A 22728-nucleotide genomic window follows, 5' to 3' on the forward strand; every position below is an offset into this window, starting at 1 on the left:
AGGCTGCATTATTGGTATTTTAAAAGACCAAAACATACTCGCTTCTCGGTACATTGCGGCTCACTAAGGCAAGTAATCTGCTAATGATTATCCATACTGTCACATTGATATCCTTGACGCATAGAGTCAAAACGGCAACGAAGTCCACACTGCCAAGGTGCATTATCAAACTTTTCAGATTGCTGTACAGCATAGTCTTTACACATTTGATAATCATCAAAGCCATCCTCCATTTGATATTTAGCCGATTGGTATCCATTTTTATAGATAAAAGCGGTCCAAGTTTCAGGGCTTGTTTGCTGATGGCTTTGGTTAATACTCACCACAACCACTGAAGCTGCAATAAATAATATAACAACCACAATAATAGCAGGCCAATGACTGTCAGACTTTACCTTGCTAGATCCCGCGCTTTTCACATCAATATCCTTAACGCCGCCAATACAGCGCTCAGCCGTGTAATACGGGCCTGTGTATGTGTGGCGATAGGTTCGGCAATATTAGGTTTTATACTCATGCAACCTATTATGCTTTCGTTTGGTAATGCTTACCGTTAAGTCGCTCAATAATTTGGGTTGCCGTTAAATCATGTACCACATTAATCACCGTCGACGCGGCATCGGTAATCGCCCCAAGCACCACTAAAATAGGGATAACTTCAAGTGGTAGGCCTAAAGTGGTCACAATAAAAATTTCACCTAAAAATGCTCCACCAGGTACGCCACCAATAATAAATGCCGACAAAACAGCAATCAAAACAGTAATCATAAAGACATCGGCACTGAAATCTAAGCCCAATAATGAATAAATAAACACTATCTTTAATGCGGTGATCATAGCTGCACCGCCTTTATTTAAATTAACTAATAAAGGCAAACTAATTTCAGCTATCTGCTCATTCAAACCCATCTTATTTGCACTGCGAATTGTCACAGGCAAGGTGGCTAACGATGAACTGGTACCTAACGCAGTGACTGCGGGTTCTAACATGTTCTGCCAAAAGCGCTTTATGCCTTCAACACCGCCACCCAGCCATGCATAAAATGTCGAACCCACGGTTAAATAGAAAGCTGTCGCAATAAAAAACAGCCCTACAGCACGTGCAAATGTGCCCATTAATGCTGCATCTTGGCTTGCCATCGTTGCCGCAAAGTACGCCCCTAACCCTATCGGGGCGGCGTACATAATGATCGCAATAATCTTCATGATGACAGTATTAAGGTTATCTAGTAAGTCAGCCACTTTACGGCCATCCTCGCCTGACTGCCCTATGGCAATACCACTGATAACCGACATAATGATGAGCGCCAATATATTGGATTTAGACAACAAGCCAACAAAGTCATTGGTTGTTAATAGGCTGACAAAGTCCATACTGCCGCCAGTATTATCTACTGTTTCAGCTAATGCTAATGTCACCCCTTGTGCGGGATCAAATGCAGAGGCAAGTAGAATGATACCGATTGCGGGGATCATCGCCATCACAATGGAAACAGCCATAATAGAAATCAGAATTGCGCCTAACTTTTTTAAATCCGTCATGCGCGCAATAGAAGACATCACACTTACCGCCACCAGCGGCACTATGATCATAAAGAGTAAATTAAGAAAAATTTGCCCAATAGGTTTTAATTTCAGTGCAAAATCAGGCAGCCATAACCCTAGTGCGCCACCCATCATCAAAGCGGTTAATAATATTATTGAAGATTGATAAGCACGAAACGTGTTCCACATATTGTTTCCAAGTGAGTGATTATAATCGACTCAAGTTAAGTAAAATTTAACCCATGCACAATGCTAAATGCCCTATGCAAAATACACACTAACACCCTGATTTTATCAATTGCCTTTATACATTTTCTGATAATTAGGCATATATTCGAGCCAAAATGGCGGCGTACCTATATGCTCTTGTACGGCCTTAATAAACTCACTAATTAGCATAGTCGGTTTACGATGTGGATATATAGCATAAATGCCAGTATCTACTGTAGATAAGCCATATTCTGTCAGAAGTGGCACCAATTTAGATTCAAATATTGGTTTATCTAAATTAAATAAATCAATCATCGCATACCCTAATCCATCAGTGACGGCATTAATTAATGTGCGTACATCGCTGACATGGTAATTACCTTGCATCGTATACACCTTATAGCTATCGCTATCTGGCGGTGTGCTAAGTAACATTTGATCCAAGCACACATTACCATTGTTATAAATAACCGCAGGCAAACGAATTAAAGCCTCTGGTGTTGCAGGTTGTCCGTGCTCTGCAATAAAAGCTTCTGAGGCCACAATGGCAAAGTGCGTTTTAGCGATTTTTTTAGCAACCAGATTAGAATCGGTTAACTTACCTAACCGAAATGCCACATCGAAGTGTTCAGAAATAATATCGGCCCGTTTGTCATCTAACGACAAAGTCACTTTTACGTTTGGATATTGCTTCATAAATTGACTGATAACAGGTTGCAGATATTGCTGACCAAAGTTAATCGACGAGGTAATACGAATATTACCCCTAGGTTCAGATTGATAGGAGTCGGCAATATTTTGAATTTGAGTTAATGTCTCCATGAGTACCTGAGCTTGTTCAAGTATATCTTCCCCTGCCGATGTTAATGAAAAAGACCGAGTTGAGCGATTAAGTAACTGTACCCCTAAGTCCGCCTCCAGCTTTTTGATTTGCTTAGACAGTAACGAATTGTCCATATCATGAAGGGATGCGGCCTTACTAAACGAGCCTTGCTGCACTACATCTAAAAATAACCCAAGCCTTTTAGTTAATGAAGCCATTTAACCGCCTACAATAATAAGTGGGTGAGATTAAGGGATGAAAAAATCTACCATCACGCAAATAAAAACATAAAAAAACCAGTCGTTATTCAACTGGTTTTTAACACGCTAATCAAGTCACTATTGTGATAATTATCGTTAATTGATTATTCTAGCTAAGCTATCGCTAAATTCACCTACTTAGTTTCAGCTAGCTTGGCGGCAATATAAGTGTCAATCACTCGCTCAAGTAAATCCAGTGGCATGGCGCCATTCTTTAACACTGCATCATGAAACTCACGTAGGTCAAATTTATCCCCTAAGCTGTCTTTCGACTTTTGACGCAGCTCGAGAATTTTCATCATACCCACTTTGTAAGATGTCGCCTGCCCCGGCATGACAATGTATCGCTCAATTTCAGACACCACATCGCGTTCGGCGCGGCCTGTATTATTAGCCATATATTCAATAGCCTGCTCACGGGTCCACTTTTTAGCGTGTAATCCGGTATCGACAACTAATCTTACCGCTCGCAGTAACTCATCGGTTAAACGGCCAATATTATCCGCCGGTGTTTTTTGAAAACCTTGCTCATAGGCTAAACGTTCAGCATACAGTGCCCAACCTTCAATATAGGCGGTAAAAGGAGCAAAGCGGCGAATAAGCGGCATACCTTCCAGTTCCATCGCTATCGCTACTTGAAAATGATGCCCCGGGATACCTTCATGGTAAGCCAAAGTTCTCATCCCGTATTTAGGTGTCGTTTTGACATCATACAAGTTAGCGAAGAAGCGTCCTGGGCGAGTTCCATCTAAAGATGGACCTTGATAATACGCACCTGGTGCTGTTTTCTCTTTAAATTCAGGAATACGCACTACTTCCATACCCGCTTTAGGACGAATGTTAAATGTATCGCCTAGCCCCTGGTCAATTTCATCTAAAATGGTTTGATAGTCTTTTAGAATTTGCGCACGGCCTTCATCTGAGTCTTCATAATAAAACTCAGGTCGGGCAGAAAACTCATTCATTGCGGCCAAATAGCCATTGGAAACATCAACGCCTTCGCCTTCAAAAATAGTCATCATTTCGAGATGAATGCGCGCCACTTCAGACAAACCTAAGTCATGGATATAGTCGGCGCTGTAGTCTGTTGTGGTAAAAAATCGCAATGCCAAATTATAGGCTTTATCTCCATCCGGTAAGCGCCAGTAACCATCATCAGTGCCCGCTTTAGTTTTTAAGTCATCAAAGTAATCAATAAACAAGCCATAGGCCGGGTAAACTGAATCACGAATAGCAACATCAGTTTGCGTTAGAATAGTTTGTTTGTCTTGTTCGCTAAACGCCTCAACTTTATCCATTTTAGTTTGTAATGAGGTATACAAAATATTCTCTGTCGCAGGCGTTGCAACAAAACCACGCATCTCATCTAACACGCGGTCAATCACAAATCTGGGTGGAATAATCCCCATCTGTTCACGTTTTTTAAGCCCAATTAAATACTGGCCAAATTTACGATTAACTTCGCCTAATCGCGATAAGTAATTTTGCGCATCTTCTGGGGTATTAACTTGATGAGTCGACTCCATAAAACTGGGAAAACCACTTTGAATACCAAACATCTGGTTAGCTGGGTAATTATGATATTGATACTGTTCAAACTCATCCAACATATCCAGTAAATATAAAGCCACTTGTTTAGATATCTGTTGATTCTCATCTAAATCAGCATCTTGGTATTGCATCAATCCTTTACGAAATTCGGCTAGCTCATCAAACATGGCTTGATCTTTAGCAGGGTCGACATTATCTAGATGAGCGTTATGGCCTGTTATACCAACGGATTCGAGAAAGCCTAAGGAGGTTAATGTTTCAGGGTTTTCAAAGGCCATTTTAACCATTGCACGGTCCAAATAAGCTCTAAACAAAAACGGTTTTTCTGCATACCATTCATGTGCAGCAAACCCGCCACCCAATGTCACCAGACCTAAGGTCCCTACACCAATCCATTTTAATGACTTTTTAATCATATCCCTGCCTTTTGAAATATCACATACCAAATTTATTATGGTTATCATTACACTTATAATGACAGCCAAAATGTTAACGATAAGTTAACACGCAATAAGTTAGCTTGCTGGATTTTATGCAATTTATGTCATTTAAAAAGTAACAGAGTGTTATATCGCTATAATTGACTTAACCGACTATCAATAACAAACCAACAAGACTCAAAACAATCTAAAACCAACTCGATAACAAAAATAGCAAAAATAGCAAAAATAACGTAATTGAATATTCAAAATTGAAAAACATAAACTATTATCGATTTTATATTTCCACAACAAGGGACTTCACGTAGTATTTGCCTAATAGCCAAAGTTACTTGATTGCATACTGAATAGCATTAGCAACAAACAAAGTAAATACCCAAACTGAGTAACCAAAAGTAGCGACTAAAGATGAAGAAACAAAATGAATATCAACATTCACAAGCTGATGCAGAAGCTGAAACGCTTTCACTCGAGAGCTTGCTTGCATCTGTAGAACAAACTGAAAACCTTGCCAACGACGCATTAAATCCAACCCATGAAGAAATTGAAAAAGCCAATGATCGCCGCGACTATATTGTTTATCTCACTATTAAAGGAGTCAATGTTACTTCTATGGAGATAATCGCAAATATTGCGAGGAAGTTTGATTGTGATCCTAACCAAATTATTGAAGATATACATTCTTTAACTGACAAAGACACCTGGAAACAACATAAAAAACGTTTGAAAGACAGAGTTAACGGTCAAATTAATCGCAGATCAGCGCTCACCGTTGCTAGAAAAAACGATATTTCAAATAAAATGCTACAGTCATTCTCTTTTAATGCTGAAACATTACTTCACTTATCAAGTCAGTTTGAATGCCGTCCGGTACATATTGTCGATGATATTCGCCACTTCAAAAAGTTTTCTACTCAAAAACAGTTTTTTATTGACCAGCGAAGTAAAGCACCGATGATCCGTGCCCTGACACGTTTTGCGCGTTTTAATATTCAATATTAGTTTATCAATGGTAAGTTAATAATATATTGCCAACCTTATGCCCCCTCATTTTCCCTCTTGCAAGTATTCTTAAGCTCAAATTAATAGACAAGGTCTACATTATAAACTTTGCTAACAATTGATAAGTTGACATTTTGGGTCAGTCTTAGAAAATCAAGCAGACTTTATAACGACAATTCTATAAGAAAAAGCCCAGAAAGGAAGACGACAACAATGAGAAAATCCTTAATTGCCATCGCATTAGCAGGTACATTTTTAACTGCATGTGGCACATCAGACCCTAAGCAAACTAACAGCGCTATTGTAAAAGCCACACCTGCAGCAAAGGCTGAGTTAGGTGAATTTGGCATTGATTTAACCGCCCGCAACGAAGCGATTAAGCCTGGCGATGACTTTTTTATGTATGCCAGTGGCACTTGGTATGACAACTTCGAAATGCCTGCAGATAAAACCCGCTATGGCGCATTCAGCCTATTGGCAGAACGCAGTGAAGATCAGGTTAAAGCGATTATCGATGATATTACCAGTCGCCAAAATTTAACTCCTGAAGAGCAATTAATTGCCAATTTTTACAATGCTTACATGGATACAGACACCATCAATAAACTTGGCGTATCACCTATCCAGGCAACACTTGATCAAATTAATGCCATTAAAAACACTGATGATTTAACAAAAGTGTTTGGTAATGCTTGGCTTAGCGATGCTGACTCACCTATATCTGGCGGCATGTGGTTTAACAGACTTGACCCTGATCAATATGAATTCACTATTGGCGCAAGCGGTTTAGGACTTCCCGACCGCTCATATTATTTAGAGGACACTGAACGCTTTAACCACATTCGCAGTGCTTATGTGAGTCATATTGCTGAAATGCTTGCATTTGCAGGTATTAAAGATGGCCAAGCCCGTGCAGAAGCCATTTTGGCATTGGAAACACAAATTGCCCAAGGTCAGTGGCCGCGTGAAAAACGTCGCGATCGTGATCTGACACTTAATCAAATCAAACGTGCTGATTTAGCAAAAGAGTATCCAGACTTTAATTGGGATCTTTTCTTTGAACAGACGGGTTACAGTATTCCACAACTCAATGTGGCTCAGCCAGAGCCCATTAAGGCTATGATTGCCTTAATTAATCAGCAGCCAATTAATGTGTGGCAGGATTATTTAACCTACCATACCCTAAGCAATAACGCCGGTTTGCTCGCAGAAGAGCTGTTTAACGCTAACTTTGCTTTTTATGGCAAAGAGCTAGATGGCCAAGAAGAGCCTCGTCCACGCTGGAAACGTGCCGTTGATGAAATGTCAGCCACTGAATCACTGGGGTTCGCTATTGGTAAAGTGTATGTTGAACGGTATTTCCCTGAATCATCAAAAGCAAAGATGGCCGATTTAGTTGAAAACCTCCGTACAGCGCTAGGGCAACGTATTGATGGTTTAGATTGGATGAGTGGCGACACAAAAGTCAATGCCCACGCTAAACTGGCGGCATTTAAGCCTAAAATTGGCTATCCGGATGTATGGCAAACATTTGATGGTTTAACCCTTTCAAACCAAGATTTAGTAGGCAATATCCATAAACTACGTCAATATTTTCATGCTGATAGCGTAGCGACCGAACTTGAAAAAACAGATCGCAATCGTTGGGGTATGACACCGCAATATGTTAATGCTTACTACAACAGTTCATTTAATGAAATTGTGTTCCCTGCCGCTATTTTACAACCGCCATTTTTTGACCCTAATGCAGACCCAGCAGTTAACTATGGCAGTATTGGTGCGGTGATAGGTCATGAGATGGGCCACGGGTTTGATGACCAAGGCTCTAAATCAGATGCCAATGGTATTCAACGTAACTGGTGGACAGATTCTGATCGCGCTGCATTTGAAGCAAAAGCTGATCAACTCGCCGCACAATACAGTCTATACGAGCCAATTACGGGTCATTTTGTCAATGGTCGCAATAGCCTAGGTGAAAACATTGGCGATGTAGGTGGCTTGGCAATGGCTTACCACGCTTACCAGTTAAGCTTAAATGGTAAAGAAGCTCCGGTTATTAATGGCGTCACGGGCGATCAACGTTTCTTCCTTGCATGGGCACAAGTGTGGAAAGAAAAGCGTACCGAACAAAGTATGTTAAGCCAACTGAAAGCTGGCACCCATGCACCGGGTCATTACCGTGCATTAGCGCCTCGTAACCACGACGCTTGGTACAAAGCGTTTGATGTTAAACCTGGCGACAAGCTATATTTACCAGAAGATCAACGCGTACGTATTTGGTAGTAGATATGGGTATAGGTTGGTATAGTTTCGTGCCCGCTTGTTAAAGTATTCAACTAATCAGTAGCGACATAATTAAAATGCCAGTCAGCGAGTTGACTGGTATTTTTTTATTTAACCTCAGCTTCTAAGGGAGAAATTAAACTTTAGATGTTATCCATTGACGTCAACCACAATTCGACCTCTGATTTTACCCGCCATTAAATCTTCGGCTGCTTGTATTACTCCGTTCAGATTGATCTCTGTTGAAATATTATCAAACATAGCCTGTTCACTCGGATTAGCGAAAATCTCACCTAAACGCTGCCAGGCTTCTTCTCTATCACTAATAGGGCGCATAACACTGTCAATACCAGCCAATGTCACTCCTCGTAGAATAAATGGCATAACGGTTGCAGGCAGATCCATACCTTGAGCTAAACCACAGGCAGCAACAGTGCCACCGTATTTTATACTCGCGCAAATATTGGCCAGAGTGTGACTACCAACAGAATCAACCGCTCCCGCCCAACGCTCTTTGGCTAAGGGACGCCCTGGTTCAGAGAGTAATTGACGATCAATAACCTCTTTGGCCCCTAAGCCTTTTAGATAATCAACTTGATCAGCACGCCCTGTGGAGGCAACTACCTGGTAACCTAGCTTGGCTAAAATGGCGATAGCAAAACTGCCGACGCCGCCATTAGCGCCGGTAACTAATATTTCACCTTTATCAGGAGTCACACCATTTTTTTCTAATGCTATGACACATAGCATGGCGGTATATCCCGCTGTGCCAATGGCCATTGTTTGGCGAGCAGAAAACACTTTAGGCAGCTTAATAAGCCAGTCACTTTTTAATCGCGCTTTTTGGGCAAGTCCACCACAATGTACTTCACCCACACCAAAACCATTTAATAAAACGGTATCGCCGACGACAAACTTATTACTATCAGATTGTGCCACTACGCCGACTAAATCAATCCCTGGCACCATAGGAAACTGTCTTACAACTGGGCCTTTACCCGTAATCGCTAAACCATCTTTATAGTTTAATGTACTGTATTGCACGCTAACAGTGACGTCACCTGCTGGTAAAACGGACTCATCAATATCTTTTACTGCTGCGCGATAACCTTGCTCGTCTTTCTCAATTAACATGCCACGAAACATAAAACCTCCAATTAGACCGATCGTCTATTTAAATGTAAAAAATTTTATAAAACCAATTCATGTTTCTATTAATACCTACTTACGGCTCATGACAAGCAAGTCTAGATAATTGTATTTAATGGAAACTTTTCATAAAAAAATCATAATAATCTTGTAAAGGTTGTGTATTTTGGACTAGCTTTGCTCGGCTGACAGCCCCTTCCCAACCGACCCAAAAAATTTCAGCTAACTTGTCGCAATTAATAGACTGACTAATCTCATTATTAACTTGTGCGAGGGTAAAACACAGGGACAATCGCTGCTGCCAACTCGCAAAAACAGTAATCAATTGCTGACGATAGCTCTCTGGCAGTAAATCGACTTCTTGACCTAAATTGCCAATCAAACACCCACGCTTAAAATGGTACTTTTCCATACCAAGCTTAGCTTTATCAACAAATAAACTGAGCCGGTGAAGTGCGGGTAAAGACTCATCGGACAAACACTTATCTAATTGATACATAAAATAGGCAGCGTAGTTTTCAATCACAATTTGGCCGAAAACTTCTTTGCTGGAAAAATAGTGGTAGAACGACCCCTTAGGCACGCCCACTCTTTTTAAAATAAGATCAATACCCGAGCCAGCAAAACCGGTTTCAGTCAATTGCTCTAGGCCGCTAAGGATTAATGCCGCTTTAGTATCTTGATTGTCACGGTTGGCTTTGGGAGGACGACCACGACGAGGCTTTACTGTTTCTATGTTCATCACCAATAATAGACCGATCGTCTCATTAAATACCAGACATAAATATTCTGAATGTGATTAGCAATACAATTCCTCGCTTAAGGTCAACAATTTGATAGCAGATTTAATGACTCAACACCACTCACCAACTTAGCGCATCTGACCCACCACAATAAAACACGGACTAAATAAGCTTTTTTAGTCCGTGTCAGGTTATGTTAATTACAATACGGTAAAGATATCTTTTATCGGTAAACGTGATTTAGGCAGACCATGATTATAATCCTCGCCCTCTTTGTGATATCCAATGGCTAATGCCACCTCAACCACATAACCGTTTAATTCTTGCTTAAACTCTTCACCAATAAGCTCAGAGTCAACACCCTCCATAGGAGTTGAATCTATCCCTAAACGCCCTAATACATGCAGAGTATTGCCTAAGGCAATATAGGTTTGAGCCTTAGTCCATTCGCCATTAAAGCCAGCGTCATTAGTATTAGCTTCAGCAAAGGCAAAGGCACCATTAAGCATATTGTCATACATGTCTGCCGGCAAATGACCTGAGGACACTTCAACATCAACAACCTTGCGATAATCATCTTTGGTGTAAGCAGGATTGTGAGCAAATAGAATAATATGTGATGCTTCAGTTGCATGCGGCTGATTGAATTGATACTTGTTTGCAAAAGTATTATGCAAACGCTGCTTTGCCGCATCACTTTCAATAATAATGAACTTCCAAGGCTGCGAGTTAATTGAAGACGCGGATAAACGCATAGCTTGTTGTAGCACTGCAATATTTTCAGCAGAGATACGTTTATTTGAATCGTATTTTTTTACGGTATAACGACGTTCTAAATCTTGAATAATTGGGTGAGACATGGATGATTTCCTCATAGTGCTAGGTCAATGAGGAGAATAATAAAGGATTTAACACTGGTTTATTAGTACCGTTAAATCCAATATTAATGGACAATTTATACCTTAATAAAATGTCCATATCACTTGAAAACTAGTACGAAATCGCATCTGAAATTGGAATGTAGTGCATTATTTGTCACCTAAAGTATTTATAGCAAAGCGCCTGATAATTGAACGAACTGCTGTAACGGAATCATGTAAATCATGACTCATTTGTAAAGATGTTTCCGATGACTCCTTGGTCGCTTCTGAAGCATCAGCTATTTCAATAATTTGCTGATTAATATGCTCTGCTACCGCACTTTGCTCCTCAACTGCTGAAGACATATCCATTGATAATTGAGTTATTAGCTCAACAGAATCACTGGTAGAAATCAGTTTCAACCTTGTTTTTTCAACAATTTCAACGCCTTGGGCAGCGGCTTGTTCACCTTTACCTGAAACTTCAAGTGCGTTTTCAGCTCGTTGAGAAAGTATTTTTACAATATCGTGAATTTTATCTGTAGATTCACGGGTTTTTGAAGCTAATGCGCGTACTTCATCAGCTACTACACTGAACCCTCGGCCTTGTTCTCCAGCTCTAGCCGCTTCAATCGCTGCGTTTAAGGCAAGTAAATTAGTTTGATCAGCAATATTAGAAATTAAGCTCGCGGCTTGGCTGATTTCATTAGTTGAATCAACAAGCTCTTTAACCGTTTTAGCAATGTCTGTAACGGATATATTTAAATTATCTATCGATGCTTTGGCGGAATTGGCTAACTCAGCACCTTCTTGAACCGTGACCTGAGCTTGTTTTGCACTTGATGCATTGCGCTCGACATTCCCCGCAACCTCTTGAATTGCGGTAGACATTTGAGTAATTGCCGAAGCAATTTGTTGAGTTGAATGACTTTGTAACGCCACGGCTTTTGCGGTGGTTTTAGCTTGCGCTTGTGTTTTATCTGCAATAACATCTAAAGAACGAGCCGAATCCTCAATTCGAGTGAGTGCGGTTCGACAACGGGCGATTTCAGAACCTAACGCAAGCTTTGCTCTTGCCTTTCCCCCGATGTCATCAAAAAAAGTCATCGCTACGAGTAAGTCGTTAAATGAATCAGGACTTAAGGTATACAGTTCACGCCAATCGGACTCATTACGATAATAAGTCCAAATACACGATATCAGCATAGTCACTAGAATTAAAATACATTCAATTCCACCTCCCATGACAGCCGCAACAACACTCAATAGCATTAATGGTAACCAAACAGGTGTTAAAGACTTAATCAGTTGAAACGCATTGGCAATTATCTTTCTAGGAGGTAAATTATTTCTTAATCTGGCATACATGGTCTCTGCGCGTGCAATTTCAGATGGAAGAGCACTCACTCTGACTGATTCATACCCAACGACTTTATTGTTCTCGAACACTGGGGTTACAAACGCACTGACCCAATAATGATCACCATTCTTACGTCTATTTTTTACCAGTCCCATCCACACTTTTCCACTAGAAATGCAGGACCACATTTCTTTAAACACCGCGCTAGGCATATCGGGGTGTCGAATAAGATTATGCGGTTTTCCAATCAACTCTTCACGTGTAAAACCGCTTACTTCAACAAATTCATCATTACAATAGGTAATATGGCCGCGGGCATCTGTACCAGAAATCAATCTGAAATGAGGCTTAAAAACGTGCAGCTTTTGTGTTATGGGTTGATTGTCACGCATATTACATCCTTGATATTTAGTCTCAAATACACTCTATGTCAGTAAAATATAGTCTAAATGGCTAATATTGAAATCTTCAGACCAACTTAGTGAATGTTAATTAAAAATCTTATTGCCTGTATTTATAGCAATCGTCGCAAAAATAACTTTATGCATTACAGGCTTGAAACCATACTGACAAATATTTAGTCGCTTCGTGGTCAACTCTCTGATCTAAAGCTCAATCATAATATCGATTAATTGTGCATTATCTTCATCCGAGTCAAAGGTCGCAAATAGCAATTTTGTGCCTTTAGTTACCATCACACTGTCAAAATTATCTTCTGCATTTGGATAAAACTTTAAAAAATCAGACTTCAAAACTGGAATGTTATAACGTGCAAGCACAAGGTTAAAATCCTGTTTACTTTGCTCTTTAATAATAGATTCCGTCACTCTGATTCTGTTAACAATCCCCTTATCATTGACACCAAAAAGTAGATTTTCATTAGCAATAACCCAAACACCGTCAGCATTTAAGTTAACTTGGTTACTCCGCTGTTGATCGTCTAGCTGGTACATATCTTCGGTATTCATAGTAAAAAAATGGCTAACTTCAATAGAGTCTGTCGCGGTAAAATTAATATTTGCAGACTTTTTTTATTACCTGATGGCAATATTGTAAAACCATTCAATAGAAGCTCAGCGTCCTTATATAGATCGACTTTAAAGCTTTCAAAGTCTAAAAATAGTTGGGATGTGTCGCTATACACAATGGTCTCATCACCGTACTGAACCAAATCGAGATTTTGGTTAACACTTTGATATGTGTCTCTATAATTGACATCGTTAATAAACCAATTATCAATATCATAGTTTTCACTAAACGCGATGAGATTTGTGCCATGGCTATTTAGAATAGCTTCATTTTTAGCAATACCTATCACTTTATTACTCTTTACATAAAACCATAGACTTCTGCCATAACCCAATATTTGGGTACCATCATGGTCTAATAATCTAATACTTTCAGGCCCCATTTGAGCTTTTAATATTGATAGCGGATCGCCTAACATAACGCCATAAGCACCATTGACAGACACGCTTGCGCTAGGCGGCTTATGTTTATCGGCACTGATCATTAAAGATTTACTATTTGGTACTGCCAACACTACTGAAGTATCGGATAATAGAACTCTCATACCATTACTACCAAAGGGAGTCCGCTTAGTCGTAAGCTCCTTGTTATCACAAAGTGTAATGTTTTTTGCTTCTATATTGACGTTGATTTTATAATTGTCGTATTTATCTTCATCACTATTACCGGCCACTTTTTTAACAAAATCTAAGGTGAATAGTTGCTCAATAATAATGGCTTCAGCACCTGATTTTTTGCCATTTTGCTGAGCCACTAACAATGCATTTTTTATTGATTGCTCTCTAAAATCATCAGCATTTAGCTTAGTAGTTACATCATCATTTTCATCATTTATAAAAGTTAACTGCTGATGATATTCACTTAAAATGATCGGTTCACACTTGGGTAAATAATCAAGAATAGCTGGCAGCTCGCTTGCGAACGCGATATTAGACAGGCATGTGGACAAAATTGCATAGCGTAGTGGTTTAAACATAAATCATCCTTGAGAGTGTTTTTAGATCAACTATTTCATTTTAAAGTATGACCTTTTACTAACATTAGACCTAATATGTAGTACGTTTAAATATCGATAACGATTAAACATTTGAAATATTAGTAAAAATTTTTATTAATGTTAAAGAACAAATTTATAGATAATCACATAAAATATCAATGTTAAAAAAACATAACATAATATGAAAATCCATTGAAATATGGCGTGGTTTAATCCTGTTATAAAGGACCTAATGCGTGAACATTAAATTTGTTATTTATGGATTAGTGACACTTATGGTCATTACTGATGTTTTTGCCGATGAAGCAGTAGCCGTTTTTAAATGGCCGAAACCATATAAAGCTGCCGTGAGCCTTTCATATGATGATGCGTTGAATAGCCAGTTAATAAATGCAGTCCCTGCGCTAGATAAATATGGCTTTAAAGCGTCATTCTACCTTACGCTTTCAAACCCAAGCTTGACCACCAACATCGAACAATGGCGTCAAGTCGCTACCAATGGTCATGAACTGGGCAATCACACCCTGTACCATCCTTGTCGTAAATCCATATCTGGGCGAGATTGGGTGATGCCATATCATGATTTAGATACCAAGGTAATCAGTCATATACGTCAAGAAGTGTTGTTAGCCAATACGCTGCTTCACGCTATCGATAATAAAAACAGTCGCACTTTCACTCCACCATGTGGTGATTTTAATGTATCTGATGGCAATTATATTAACGCGATTAGAGACTCTTTTATCGCGATTAAAGGATATAACCCTCAATACGACCCCAAGTTTGATCTATTACTGATGCCAGAAAATGTCAGTGGTGAAACCCTGATCGCATTCGTTAATGAAGTCCAATCCCAAGGTGGGCTAGCTAACATTGTGTTTCATGGTATTGAAGGCGACTATTTAACGGTAAGTGATAAAGCCCATAATGAATTACTGCAATATTTAGCAGAAAACAAAGATAGGCTATGGGTTGATACCTACTCTACTATTATGAATTACGTCAAAACTGAACATGGTTTCTAATTATCAGCCAAAAAAGCAAGGTGTATTAGCTTGAATGGTTTCAGATGCGATTTGGCCGAGTAATTGTTGAGTCGGTTCATCAACGTCTATATCAGCAATGTAAGGCAATAGGTCTGCTGAGTTTCCAGTTATCACCTCATAGAAAACTAACGCTGTAAATAAATTGCCCATTAATGACGCGTGGTTACCATCTGAACTATGTAATCTAAGGCTTGGCGATATCATCAATACTCTATCCCAAGCTAGTCCAATAGGGGCAACACAAGATTTTTGTACTGCGGCTATGCTGGAATGAAGCTGGTGAACCTGTCTACCTTCTTTGCTCCTTCCTAGTTGCGGATGTTCAGGAAAAAGAATTGGGGTAATTGATTCATTTTTTGCTTTTTCAATCCAAATCTGAGTTTCTAAAGTTGAGTAACTCACCGTTCCTGATTGTGAGTATTTTTGCCCCTGTAAAATAAGGTGCGTCCACCGCTGCGTTGTTAATAAGTCATTGCGCCTCTGTTGGCTTCCCTTATCATCTAAAAAACCTCCCCCAGCATTAACAACTGTAACTTGTGCTTTATTATTGCCAACCTTGATAATTTTGTTGATCAAATCCGCTTGATTTGACACATGACTATTGCCAAATAATAGGATTTTATATTCATTTGAAAAACGATTATCAGGGACAGGTAAATTACTCTTTGGTGACCCAAGGTCACCCTTTTGCTGATTATTGTCCGAGACATTAGCAATATAAGACGATGCGCCATCACATGCTGATAAACTTATAAATAAAATAATCGCAATGTATATAGGAAAAACAGTTTTTGAGTACATAGTGTCTCCGTAAAAATCAAATATGTTATTAACTATATAAAATAGTTAATTAAATATTGGGGCGTAAATTTGCTTTAACACTTCAGAATCATAAACGGCTTCATGCGGTACATTATTGATTTGCGAAAAACTAACAGGTTTTAAACAGGCTTGCCAAACAGAAGTTTCGGTGCCACTGCTCGTATTATTAACTGCTGGATGTTCGATTGAAGTAACGACATCATTGCAACCATTTATTTGTCGCCAATGGGCTAATGTATCCGTTACAGATTGAATATCACCATTAGTTCGCCCCGAAATGGGTACGTCAGAATCCTGCGGGCTATGAAAGTGATGCAGCGTAACAGCTGTAGATGTTGTACATTGGTCAAAGTCTCCCCTAAATTGACCTGCCAGCGAGACAACCGCAGTAATTTGCTCAGGTATTGCACATGCAAGCTTATAAGCCATAAACCCACCTGCCGAATAACCAAAAATATACACTTTATCGCTTGTGATATTATTCTCTGCTCGAAGTTGGACAAGTAAGCTACTGATAAAATCTGTATCTATAGCTCCGCCGTTGTCACTGTTTTTGCTATCCCACCCCCAAAAGTTATGACTACCTTGGGGAGATACTGATAATAATTGCCATTCATTTGTTAAACTCTTTGCATCAAAAATACCCGCCACTTTCTGTGGTGTTCCCGGTGCACCGTGTAGAAATAAGGCGATACCTTTTATTTCAGCATTAGGTTTATAGATCACAACATCACGATCATTGACCGTCATACAACTAGCATCGATTGGTAATGAAGTACCGGCACAAGTAGTTGCTTGTGGTGGCTTTACTATTGGAATATCAGGGCTGTCACTGCCGCCTCCACATCCTACTAATAAACTCAATATTGCTAAGCACGCTGCAGGTAACGTCATTATTGATTGGGCCAAATGTCGTGAAAAACTCATTTTTTGGGTATGATACTTAATGCTATTCGATATATTCTTCATGATAATCCTTTCATCGTTTTTGTGGTTTAAGTGTGCCACTACCTTGATTAGGAACAATAAAGAAGTAAGAATGGTTTGATAATGAAATGATAATGATCAGCTAAATAATAAGGATATAGATGCATTATGCATTTGGTAGTATTACCGTTGACCTTGAAAAAGTAGAAATACAGAAAAATAACGTTCACTTAGTTTGCGAACCACGCATTTTTGAATTGCTAGTATTTTTTTGCAACCATCCTCAAGAAGCCATATCCAGAGAACAACTAATTACACAGGTTTGGGGCGGAAGAGTTGTCAGTGATGCAGCGGTAAATCGTGCGATTGGTGAACTTCGAAAGCTCATCGAAGACACTCCTTCATCTCCAATATGGATAAAAACGGTCAGTAAAGTCGGTTATATATTCACCGCGAGCCCTACCTTATTAACACCTCATAATTTAAGTGACGCAGTAAATACCAAAACAGACTCCAGTAATCAGGCTCAAATACTCCCTCAGCCTAAATCAACTGACATTAAAATTAATAAATTTGCCGCATTATTTACTGCATTCAATTCAACGGCATTAGGCATTATCATCTTACTTGTCATCGTAGGAGTAAGTTTTTATCAATCTAGTCAATCAAGCATCCAACAACCATTACTTCAAATTCTAGATAGGCAGCCGAAAACTGCCCTTCAGGGCAGCGCATTTAATCCATCATTTGATCCGCACACTCAAGGTTTGGTTTTTCTGTATAGAGCCAGTGCTGACGATTATGCCCAACTGTTTATGCAACAAGCCGACAGCACACCGATAGCAATGACCCATGATAGCTATTACTACACTGATGTAATCTATGCTGCCGATGGTTTTATCTATGCATCCCGGTTAAATAATTTACAACAAAGGGAATGTGAAATTGTTAAATTGGACCCAGCCACCAAACAGTTAGATTTAGTATTAAATTGTGGTCAAAGAGTCGTCACTCAATTAGCTTTTGATCAACATAGCAAAAGACTAATTTATCAATATCGCCCAAGCATATCTGAGCCTTATGCCATTTATGCATATCAATTAGATACAGGCAGAAAGCAACAATTAACCCACCCAAAACAAATAGGCAATAATTTAGGAGACTATTTGTTCTCCTTGTCTACAAAAAATCAAATTTTAGCGGTAGTTGAGTACAGCGATAATGGTACCGATAATCTTAAGTTAATAGATCTTAACGATAATAGTACTATTGCCAAGGTTCCCTTTATCAATAGTATATATGGCTTAGTTTGGCGATCAGACCAGCATTTGCTGGCATCTAATAGTGAAGGGTTGTTTGAGTTTGATATCAATACATCAATATTAACCACGGTAGAAAAAAGTGATCAATTTGGAAGGCTGGCTGCCGGAGATGATTTAAGTTCAATTATTACAGAAAGAAGCCAAACAACGATGAACATCTTCAGACATTCACTGCAAGACTCGTCATCCGTTGCACTAACCGCAAGCTCATGGATCAGTCAGCAGCCTACTTTAGGTAATAAAAGTAACATCCTAGCATTTAAATCTAATCGTACCAGTAAAGAAAAAGTCTATATTCAATTGGAAAACCAAGCGGCTTATACTGCCGAGTTTGATGGCGATATAGAACATATTAGCGCAATGTCTTGGTCAGCTGATGATCAGGACCTGATTGCCAGTATCAATAATCACTTATATCGCTATTCTGTAAAAAACCGAAATTGGCAACAACTCGCTAAGCAATTTTCACAGGTACACCACGTAGCCTATTCACAGCAGTCAATATTATTTAGTGCTGAAGTTAATAACCAATGGAATATCTGGCAGCTTTCGTCTGAAACGGGTGAAATTTCTCAACTCACGACAAAAGGAGGTTATAGCGCCCAAAGTAATGGGCAGCAGTTGTACTTCACTAAATTCAATCATTCAGGGTTATATCAATTAGATTTACACACAGGTAGTGAAACACTATTAATTAATGACTTTCCGATTGCTGGGTGGAGACATTGGCAATTACGTGATAGTAAAATTTATTATTTGCTAGATAAAAAGTATAAGGAATTAAATCTGAAAAATTCAGAGACACAAATACTTTTTGAATTTACAGGACGCATGCCTAATAACTGCAATATGGCTTATAAGCACAATTTTTTTGCATGTGACCAAATAGAGTTAAGTCAAAGTAACATTTGGCAACTTCAGCTGTCGGAGTAATTTAACGGACCGCTTTAAGAAACTGATAAAATGAGTTTGTCTGCAGTAGTTACCAGTTGCTGCTAACTTGTGCTTTCACTCTAGTGCAACTATATATAAAATAGCTTTATTGGATTATTTAGTGTGGGAAGCATATGAAAACAACTGTAGTTTTTGCCTTTTTTTTGCTTATTCCCTCAACATCCCTTAGTGCTAAAATACCGTCAGAAATCACTTTAGCGACAACAAATTGGCCGCCATATACTTCCGGAAGCTCGCCTGATAAGCCAGGTATTGTGTATGAATATATAACCGAGATCCTAGCCAAGAATGGTATCACCTTACGCATTGAACGCTATCCTTGGTCGCGGGCAATCAAAATGGCAAATGATAATAATGATATTCACGGTTTACTAACAGCAGTATATGAAGAAGCCCCCAAGTTACTGTTTACACGTACTCCAGTTATGAACTACAAAGTAAACTTCTACACGGCTATAGATAATCACTGGCTGTATCAAGATCAACGCTCACTCAACTCAATGCCTTCTCCTTTGTGCATTATTTTAGGTTACGGCTACGGATCGCCAATAGATGAGTTTATTCACGATGAAGCAAATAAAACCAGACTCCATATTTTAACGGGTGGGAATGCACAGCAAAGACTGGTTAAAATGCTTGAATACAAGCGTGTGGCCGTGATTATTGAAGATGAGTTAGTAATTGAAAGCTATACAAAAAAATCTACTAATATTCGCTTTGCTGGCACCTTAAGTGACTCGCCTTTTTATGTTGCGTTTAACCCTAATCTAAGCTGGAGTAACGATATTGTCGCATTGCTTAATCAAGAATTAGCCGACCCTGAAAATTTACAAAGATTACAGCAGTTAGTTAGCGACTACACCAGCAAGCAACAATAAAACCACTACCAAAAACATTAATAATCTGCTTTATATAATCCAATAAAAGCCTTCATTGCGGCGCTGTTAGCTAATATTCTTTGATCAAAATTTTGCTGACCTGGTGTTTCAGTACATGCACCAAATTTAGCCCCAAGCTTGACTAAAAAAGACTCAAATGATGAGTCAAAATGATTAAATATCATCCCATTTGTTACTGGACAATCATCAATATAACCATCTTGGGCTAGCGCAAAATATTGTGCTAGCGCATCTCGTAAACTAAAACTGAAAGTTCCAGGCGAGCAATTTGATTCAAATGAATATAAATAAGTAGCACTGAGCAACACATCTTCGTGACATGTCAGCACACCGTCTCGACTTAACTTTGCTAATAAACCAGCATGCTGGAGTAATAATTTACCTTCTACAGAGGTATATTGATTTGACCTAGGTTGCTGCTGTTCAAGCACAAATCCTCTGTTGGGATTTTCACCAAATAGATTGAACCTTTGTCCGTTACTAAACCCGCTTGGATTAACTAAGGGTAACAAACTCAAGTTAAGATGTTCTAAGATGTCATCAGGAAGTTGTTGTAAAAAGTGGAGCATTCCCCATGGACCAGCTGCCTCTTCGCCATGAAAGCCTGCGCAAATTAACACTGAAGGTAAATCATTCTTTAGCGTACTTGATTGATACAGACAAATAGGCAAATCATCTACCGATCCTAAAGTCATTTGATTAAAGCGTAAACGCGTTATTTCAGTTGCGAGTTTAGCACTCAATAGATAAACATCATTACTCTGACAATTGTATATGTCGCAAGCCCAGAAATAGGCTTGATTCATAGTATTAGTCATACAAAACCCCTGAAAAAACACTTAAAATATAATAGCAATGACGTATTCTATCGTAGCGGTTAATAATAGAATAGTCATCGGTCAAGAGGCCCCGCTAAACTCTATTTTTTACAGGCATAAAACAGTATGACCAGCATTGATATGTGTCATAGGTCATACTTTCAGCTAACACATCAATTTGCTTATCACTTCAGTGTTTTCAGATAAACACTTTGGTTAACATCATTTTTTATTATTTGAGTCATATCTATGTCGTCAACAGGTACATCATTACAGCCAGCTCAACAAGATTTAAGCTTGTTAGAGCAGCCTGTTGCAAAACTTTTTTGGCGCTATTCAATACCGACTATAGCGTCAATGTTAATTACCGGTATTTATGTTGCCATCGATGGTATGTTTGTTGGCCACTATTTGGGTGAGACAGGATTAGCAGGGATGATGTTAGCTTACCCTGTCGGTGCCATTTTATATGCTGTAGGGGCCTTAATAGGAATGGGCAGCGCAGCCCTTGTATCAATGAACCTTGGTAAGGGTAATATTATCAAGGCTCGGCATATTTTGGGTAATGCATTCAGTTTATGCTTACTGGCTGGATTATTTTTTGCCGTTTGTGGGAGCCTGTTTGCTAAGGACATCTTGATTGCACTAGGAGCCGAAGGTGAGGTATTACACAGTGCCCATGACTATTTATTCTGGTACTTTGCCCTGAGCCATTTTCCTATTATGTCTTTAGCTTTTACAGCACTATTACGTAACGATGGTAGACCACATTTTGTCACCTGTGTTCTTATTACTGGTGGCATATTAAATACCTTTTTAGATTGGTTATTTATAGTGGTATATCCCTTTGGCCTAGCAGGTGCGGCGATAGCCACCATGTTAAGTCAAGCCGTAACTGGCTTATTGTGCTTACAGCATTTTTTTGGCACTAAAACGCAATTAAAAATCAATTGGTCGCAAATGCGGCTTCGAGCAGAGCATTGCATCGATATTACTAAGACGGGTTTTCCGAGCTTTTTAATGAATTTGTACTTATCGATAGTACTCACTCTTCACAATACCGCCTTACTCTGGGTAGGCGCCCCTTTACATGTTGCGGTTTATGGCGTCATTAGTTATACCGAGGCAATCTTCTATTTGGTTTTTGAAGGGATTGCTTTTGGCACCCAGCCTATCTTTAGCTTTAATGCTGGCGCAGGTCGCTACGACAGGGTCAAAGAGGCTCGCCACATTGCATTTAGTATGACTTTACTGGTCGCCGTTATTGGGCTTATTTTAATTTACACTCGCCCACAGTGGATGGTGTATCTTTTTGCCGGGAATAACCCTGAATTAACCCCTGTGGCGATTGAAGGGTTACGATGGTATTTTTGGGGACTGCCTATGGAAGGATTATTACTTGTTGGAGCGAGTTTTTTCCAAGCTATTGGTGCTACCAAAGAGTCTGCTATTTTAACGGGGTTAAAATTAATATTAATTGCCGCGGTAATTTACCTTTTTGCATGGGCATTCGGTGTTTTCGGTGTATGGATTTCACTCGCGAGTTGCAGCGTGGTACTGACGATATGGATGTTATTTGCCATTAAACGAGTCGACAAATATAGAATGGGAGCTTAGAGAAATATATTTCAGCATCCTTAACAATATTTAAGTAATGCTTATTAAAAACAGTGCTTACAAGCAAAAAA

At 39.2% G+C, this 22728-nt stretch carries 19 protein-coding genes; 6 read left to right on the plus strand and 13 right to left on the minus strand.

Annotated elements, in window-relative coordinates:
* Positions 1–80: 80 nt before the first annotated feature.
* The 4 genes from ACRWQL_RS06740 to ACRWQL_RS06755 form a co-directional block, all read right to left on the minus strand.
* Positions 81–419 carry a hypothetical protein gene (locus ACRWQL_RS06740; protein ID WP_434952848.1) on the minus strand — a complete coding sequence of 113 codons (339 nt, stop codon included), beginning with the start codon at positions 417–419 and terminating at the stop codon, positions 81–83.
* Positions 420–525: 106 nt separating this feature from the next.
* Positions 526–1734, minus strand: a complete 1209-nt coding sequence (locus ACRWQL_RS06745; RefSeq protein ID WP_226411003.1) for a dicarboxylate/amino acid:cation symporter — start codon at positions 1732–1734, stop codon at positions 526–528.
* Positions 1735–1839: 105 nt separating this feature from the next.
* Entirely contained in the window at positions 1840–2796 is a 957-nt protein-coding gene (locus ACRWQL_RS06750) for a LysR substrate-binding domain-containing protein (RefSeq protein ID WP_434952849.1), read from the minus strand.
* Positions 2797–2972: 176 nt separating this feature from the next.
* Complete coding sequence (locus tag ACRWQL_RS06755; RefSeq protein ID WP_434952850.1) at positions 2973–4805, minus strand: DUF885 domain-containing protein; 1833 nt, start codon at positions 4803–4805, stop codon at positions 2973–2975.
* A 432-nt stretch (positions 4806–5237) separates the two neighbouring features.
* On the opposite strand from ACRWQL_RS06755, the gene ACRWQL_RS06760 reads away from it, so the two are divergent.
* Together ACRWQL_RS06760 and ACRWQL_RS06765 are read left to right on the plus strand one after the other, a co-directional pair.
* Positions 5238–5831 carry a hypothetical protein gene (locus ACRWQL_RS06760; RefSeq protein WP_434930456.1) on the plus strand — a complete coding sequence of 198 codons (594 nt, stop codon included), beginning with the start codon at positions 5238–5240 and terminating at the stop codon, positions 5829–5831.
* Between the two features lie 213 nt (positions 5832–6044).
* A complete protein-coding gene (locus tag ACRWQL_RS06765) occupies positions 6045–8114 on the plus strand; it encodes a M13 family metallopeptidase (protein WP_434952851.1) in 2070 nt (689 codons plus the stop codon).
* A gap of 150 nt (positions 8115–8264) precedes the next feature.
* Here the strand turns inward: ACRWQL_RS06765 and acuI are convergent, their stop codons facing one another.
* From acuI to ACRWQL_RS06795, 6 genes are all read right to left on the minus strand, one after another.
* On the minus strand, positions 8265–9260 hold the full coding sequence (gene acuI, locus ACRWQL_RS06770; protein ID WP_434952852.1) for an acrylyl-CoA reductase (NADPH): 996 nt from the start codon (positions 9258–9260) through the stop codon (positions 8265–8267).
* A gap of 115 nt (positions 9261–9375) precedes the next feature.
* Positions 9376–10005 (minus strand): acrylate utilization transcriptional regulator AcuR, encoded by a 630-nt coding sequence (gene acuR / locus ACRWQL_RS06775; RefSeq protein ID WP_434952853.1) that lies wholly within the window; start codon positions 10003–10005, stop codon positions 9376–9378.
* Positions 10006–10206: 201 nt separating this feature from the next.
* A complete protein-coding gene (locus tag ACRWQL_RS06780; RefSeq protein ID WP_226411016.1) occupies positions 10207–10866 on the minus strand; it encodes a nitroreductase family protein in 660 nt (219 codons plus the stop codon).
* Between the two features lie 168 nt (positions 10867–11034).
* The gene (locus ACRWQL_RS06785; RefSeq protein WP_434952854.1) at positions 11035–12618 is read right to left on the minus strand and encodes a methyl-accepting chemotaxis protein; all 1584 of its coding nucleotides are present in this window, start codon (positions 12616–12618) and stop codon (positions 11035–11037) included.
* A 213-nt stretch (positions 12619–12831) separates the two neighbouring features.
* Entirely contained in the window at positions 12832–13194 is a 363-nt protein-coding gene (locus ACRWQL_RS06790) for a hypothetical protein (RefSeq protein WP_434952855.1), read from the minus strand.
* On the minus strand, positions 13191–14231 hold the full coding sequence (locus ACRWQL_RS06795; RefSeq protein WP_434952856.1) for a hypothetical protein: 1041 nt from the start codon (positions 14229–14231) through the stop codon (positions 13191–13193). Before ACRWQL_RS06795 ends, ACRWQL_RS06790 begins: the two co-directional genes overlap by 4 nt.
* Before the next feature lie 257 nt (positions 14232–14488).
* Here ACRWQL_RS06795 and ACRWQL_RS06800 point away from each other — a divergent pair, with 257 nt between their 5' ends.
* Positions 14489–15277, plus strand: coding sequence for a polysaccharide deacetylase family protein (locus ACRWQL_RS06800; RefSeq protein WP_434952857.1), 789 nt, complete (start codon positions 14489–14491; stop codon positions 15275–15277).
* Positions 15278–15280: 3 nt separating this feature from the next.
* Here the strand turns inward: ACRWQL_RS06800 and ACRWQL_RS06805 are convergent, their stop codons facing one another.
* Positions 15281–16099: a hypothetical protein gene (locus tag ACRWQL_RS06805; RefSeq protein ID WP_434952858.1), complete on the minus strand. Its 819-nt coding sequence runs from the start codon at positions 16097–16099 to the stop codon at positions 15281–15283.
* A 45-nt stretch (positions 16100–16144) separates the two neighbouring features.
* Positions 16145–17089 carry an alpha/beta hydrolase family esterase gene (locus ACRWQL_RS06810; RefSeq protein ID WP_434952859.1) on the minus strand — a complete coding sequence of 315 codons (945 nt, stop codon included), beginning with the start codon at positions 17087–17089 and terminating at the stop codon, positions 16145–16147.
* A gap of 119 nt (positions 17090–17208) precedes the next feature.
* Here ACRWQL_RS06810 and ACRWQL_RS06815 point away from each other — a divergent pair, with 119 nt between their 5' ends.
* Both ACRWQL_RS06815 and ACRWQL_RS06820 read left to right on the plus strand, forming a co-directional pair.
* Complete coding sequence (locus ACRWQL_RS06815) at positions 17209–19302, plus strand: winged helix-turn-helix domain-containing protein (protein ID WP_434952860.1); 2094 nt, start codon at positions 17209–17211, stop codon at positions 19300–19302.
* Between the two features lie 134 nt (positions 19303–19436).
* Positions 19437–20201, plus strand: coding sequence for a substrate-binding periplasmic protein (locus ACRWQL_RS06820; protein WP_434952861.1), 765 nt, complete (start codon positions 19437–19439; stop codon positions 20199–20201).
* Positions 20202–20218: 17 nt separating this feature from the next.
* Here ACRWQL_RS06820 and ACRWQL_RS06825 read toward each other — a convergent pair whose 3' ends face one another.
* Positions 20219–21040 (minus strand): M14 family metallopeptidase, encoded by an 822-nt coding sequence (locus ACRWQL_RS06825; protein WP_434952862.1) that lies wholly within the window; start codon positions 21038–21040, stop codon positions 20219–20221.
* A gap of 249 nt (positions 21041–21289) precedes the next feature.
* Here ACRWQL_RS06825 and ACRWQL_RS06830 point away from each other — a divergent pair, with 249 nt between their 5' ends.
* Positions 21290–22657 carry an MATE family efflux transporter gene (locus tag ACRWQL_RS06830; RefSeq protein ID WP_434940013.1) on the plus strand — a complete coding sequence of 456 codons (1368 nt, stop codon included), beginning with the start codon at positions 21290–21292 and terminating at the stop codon, positions 22655–22657.
* Positions 22658–22728 lie beyond the last annotated feature (71 nt).

The organism is Shewanella sp. HL-SH4 (assembly GCF_051164845.1).
Lineage (GTDB): Bacteria > Pseudomonadota > Gammaproteobacteria > Enterobacterales > Shewanellaceae > Shewanella > Shewanella glacialimarina.

What these genes read in the sequence shown, in the direction of transcription:
- ACRWQL_RS06750 (WP_434952849.1), bottom strand. Translation starts at nt 2,796, where the DNA reads ATGGCTTCATTAACTAAAAGGCTTGGGTTATTTTTAGATGTAGTGCAG.
- ACRWQL_RS06790 (WP_434952855.1), bottom strand. Translation starts at nt 13,194, where the DNA reads ATGAATACCGAAGATATGTACCAGCTAGACGATCAACAGCGGAGTAAC.
- ACRWQL_RS06780 (WP_226411016.1), bottom strand. Translation starts at nt 10,866, where the DNA reads ATGTCTCACCCAATTATTCAAGATTTAGAACGTCGTTATACCGTAAAA.
- ACRWQL_RS06825 (WP_434952862.1), bottom strand. Translation starts at nt 21,040, where the DNA reads ATGACTAATACTATGAATCAAGCCTATTTCTGGGCTTGCGACATATAC.
- ACRWQL_RS06805 (WP_434952858.1), bottom strand. Translation starts at nt 16,099, where the DNA reads ATGTACTCAAAAACTGTTTTTCCTATATACATTGCGATTATTTTATTT.
- ACRWQL_RS06795 (WP_434952856.1), bottom strand. Translation starts at nt 14,231, where the DNA reads ATGTTTAAACCACTACGCTATGCAATTTTGTCCACATGCCTGTCTAAT.
- ACRWQL_RS06765 (WP_434952851.1), top strand. Translation starts at nt 6,045, where the DNA reads ATGAGAAAATCCTTAATTGCCATCGCATTAGCAGGTACATTTTTAACT.
- acuI (WP_434952852.1), bottom strand. Translation starts at nt 9,260, where the DNA reads ATGTTTCGTGGCATGTTAATTGAGAAAGACGAGCAAGGTTATCGCGCA.
- ACRWQL_RS06755 (WP_434952850.1), bottom strand. Translation starts at nt 4,805, where the DNA reads ATGATTAAAAAGTCATTAAAATGGATTGGTGTAGGGACCTTAGGTCTG.
- ACRWQL_RS06815 (WP_434952860.1), top strand. Translation starts at nt 17,209, where the DNA reads ATGCATTATGCATTTGGTAGTATTACCGTTGACCTTGAAAAAGTAGAA.
- acuR (WP_434952853.1), bottom strand. Translation starts at nt 10,005, where the DNA reads ATGAACATAGAAACAGTAAAGCCTCGTCGTGGTCGTCCTCCCAAAGCC.
- ACRWQL_RS06785 (WP_434952854.1), bottom strand. Translation starts at nt 12,618, where the DNA reads ATGCGTGACAATCAACCCATAACACAAAAGCTGCACGTTTTTAAGCCT.
- ACRWQL_RS06760 (WP_434930456.1), top strand. Translation starts at nt 5,238, where the DNA reads ATGAAGAAACAAAATGAATATCAACATTCACAAGCTGATGCAGAAGCT.
- ACRWQL_RS06830 (WP_434940013.1), top strand. Translation starts at nt 21,290, where the DNA reads ATGTCGTCAACAGGTACATCATTACAGCCAGCTCAACAAGATTTAAGC.
- ACRWQL_RS06745 (WP_226411003.1), bottom strand. Translation starts at nt 1,734, where the DNA reads ATGTGGAACACGTTTCGTGCTTATCAATCTTCAATAATATTATTAACC.
- ACRWQL_RS06820 (WP_434952861.1), top strand. Translation starts at nt 19,437, where the DNA reads ATGAAAACAACTGTAGTTTTTGCCTTTTTTTTGCTTATTCCCTCAACA.
- ACRWQL_RS06810 (WP_434952859.1), bottom strand. Translation starts at nt 17,089, where the DNA reads ATGAAGAATATATCGAATAGCATTAAGTATCATACCCAAAAAATGAGT.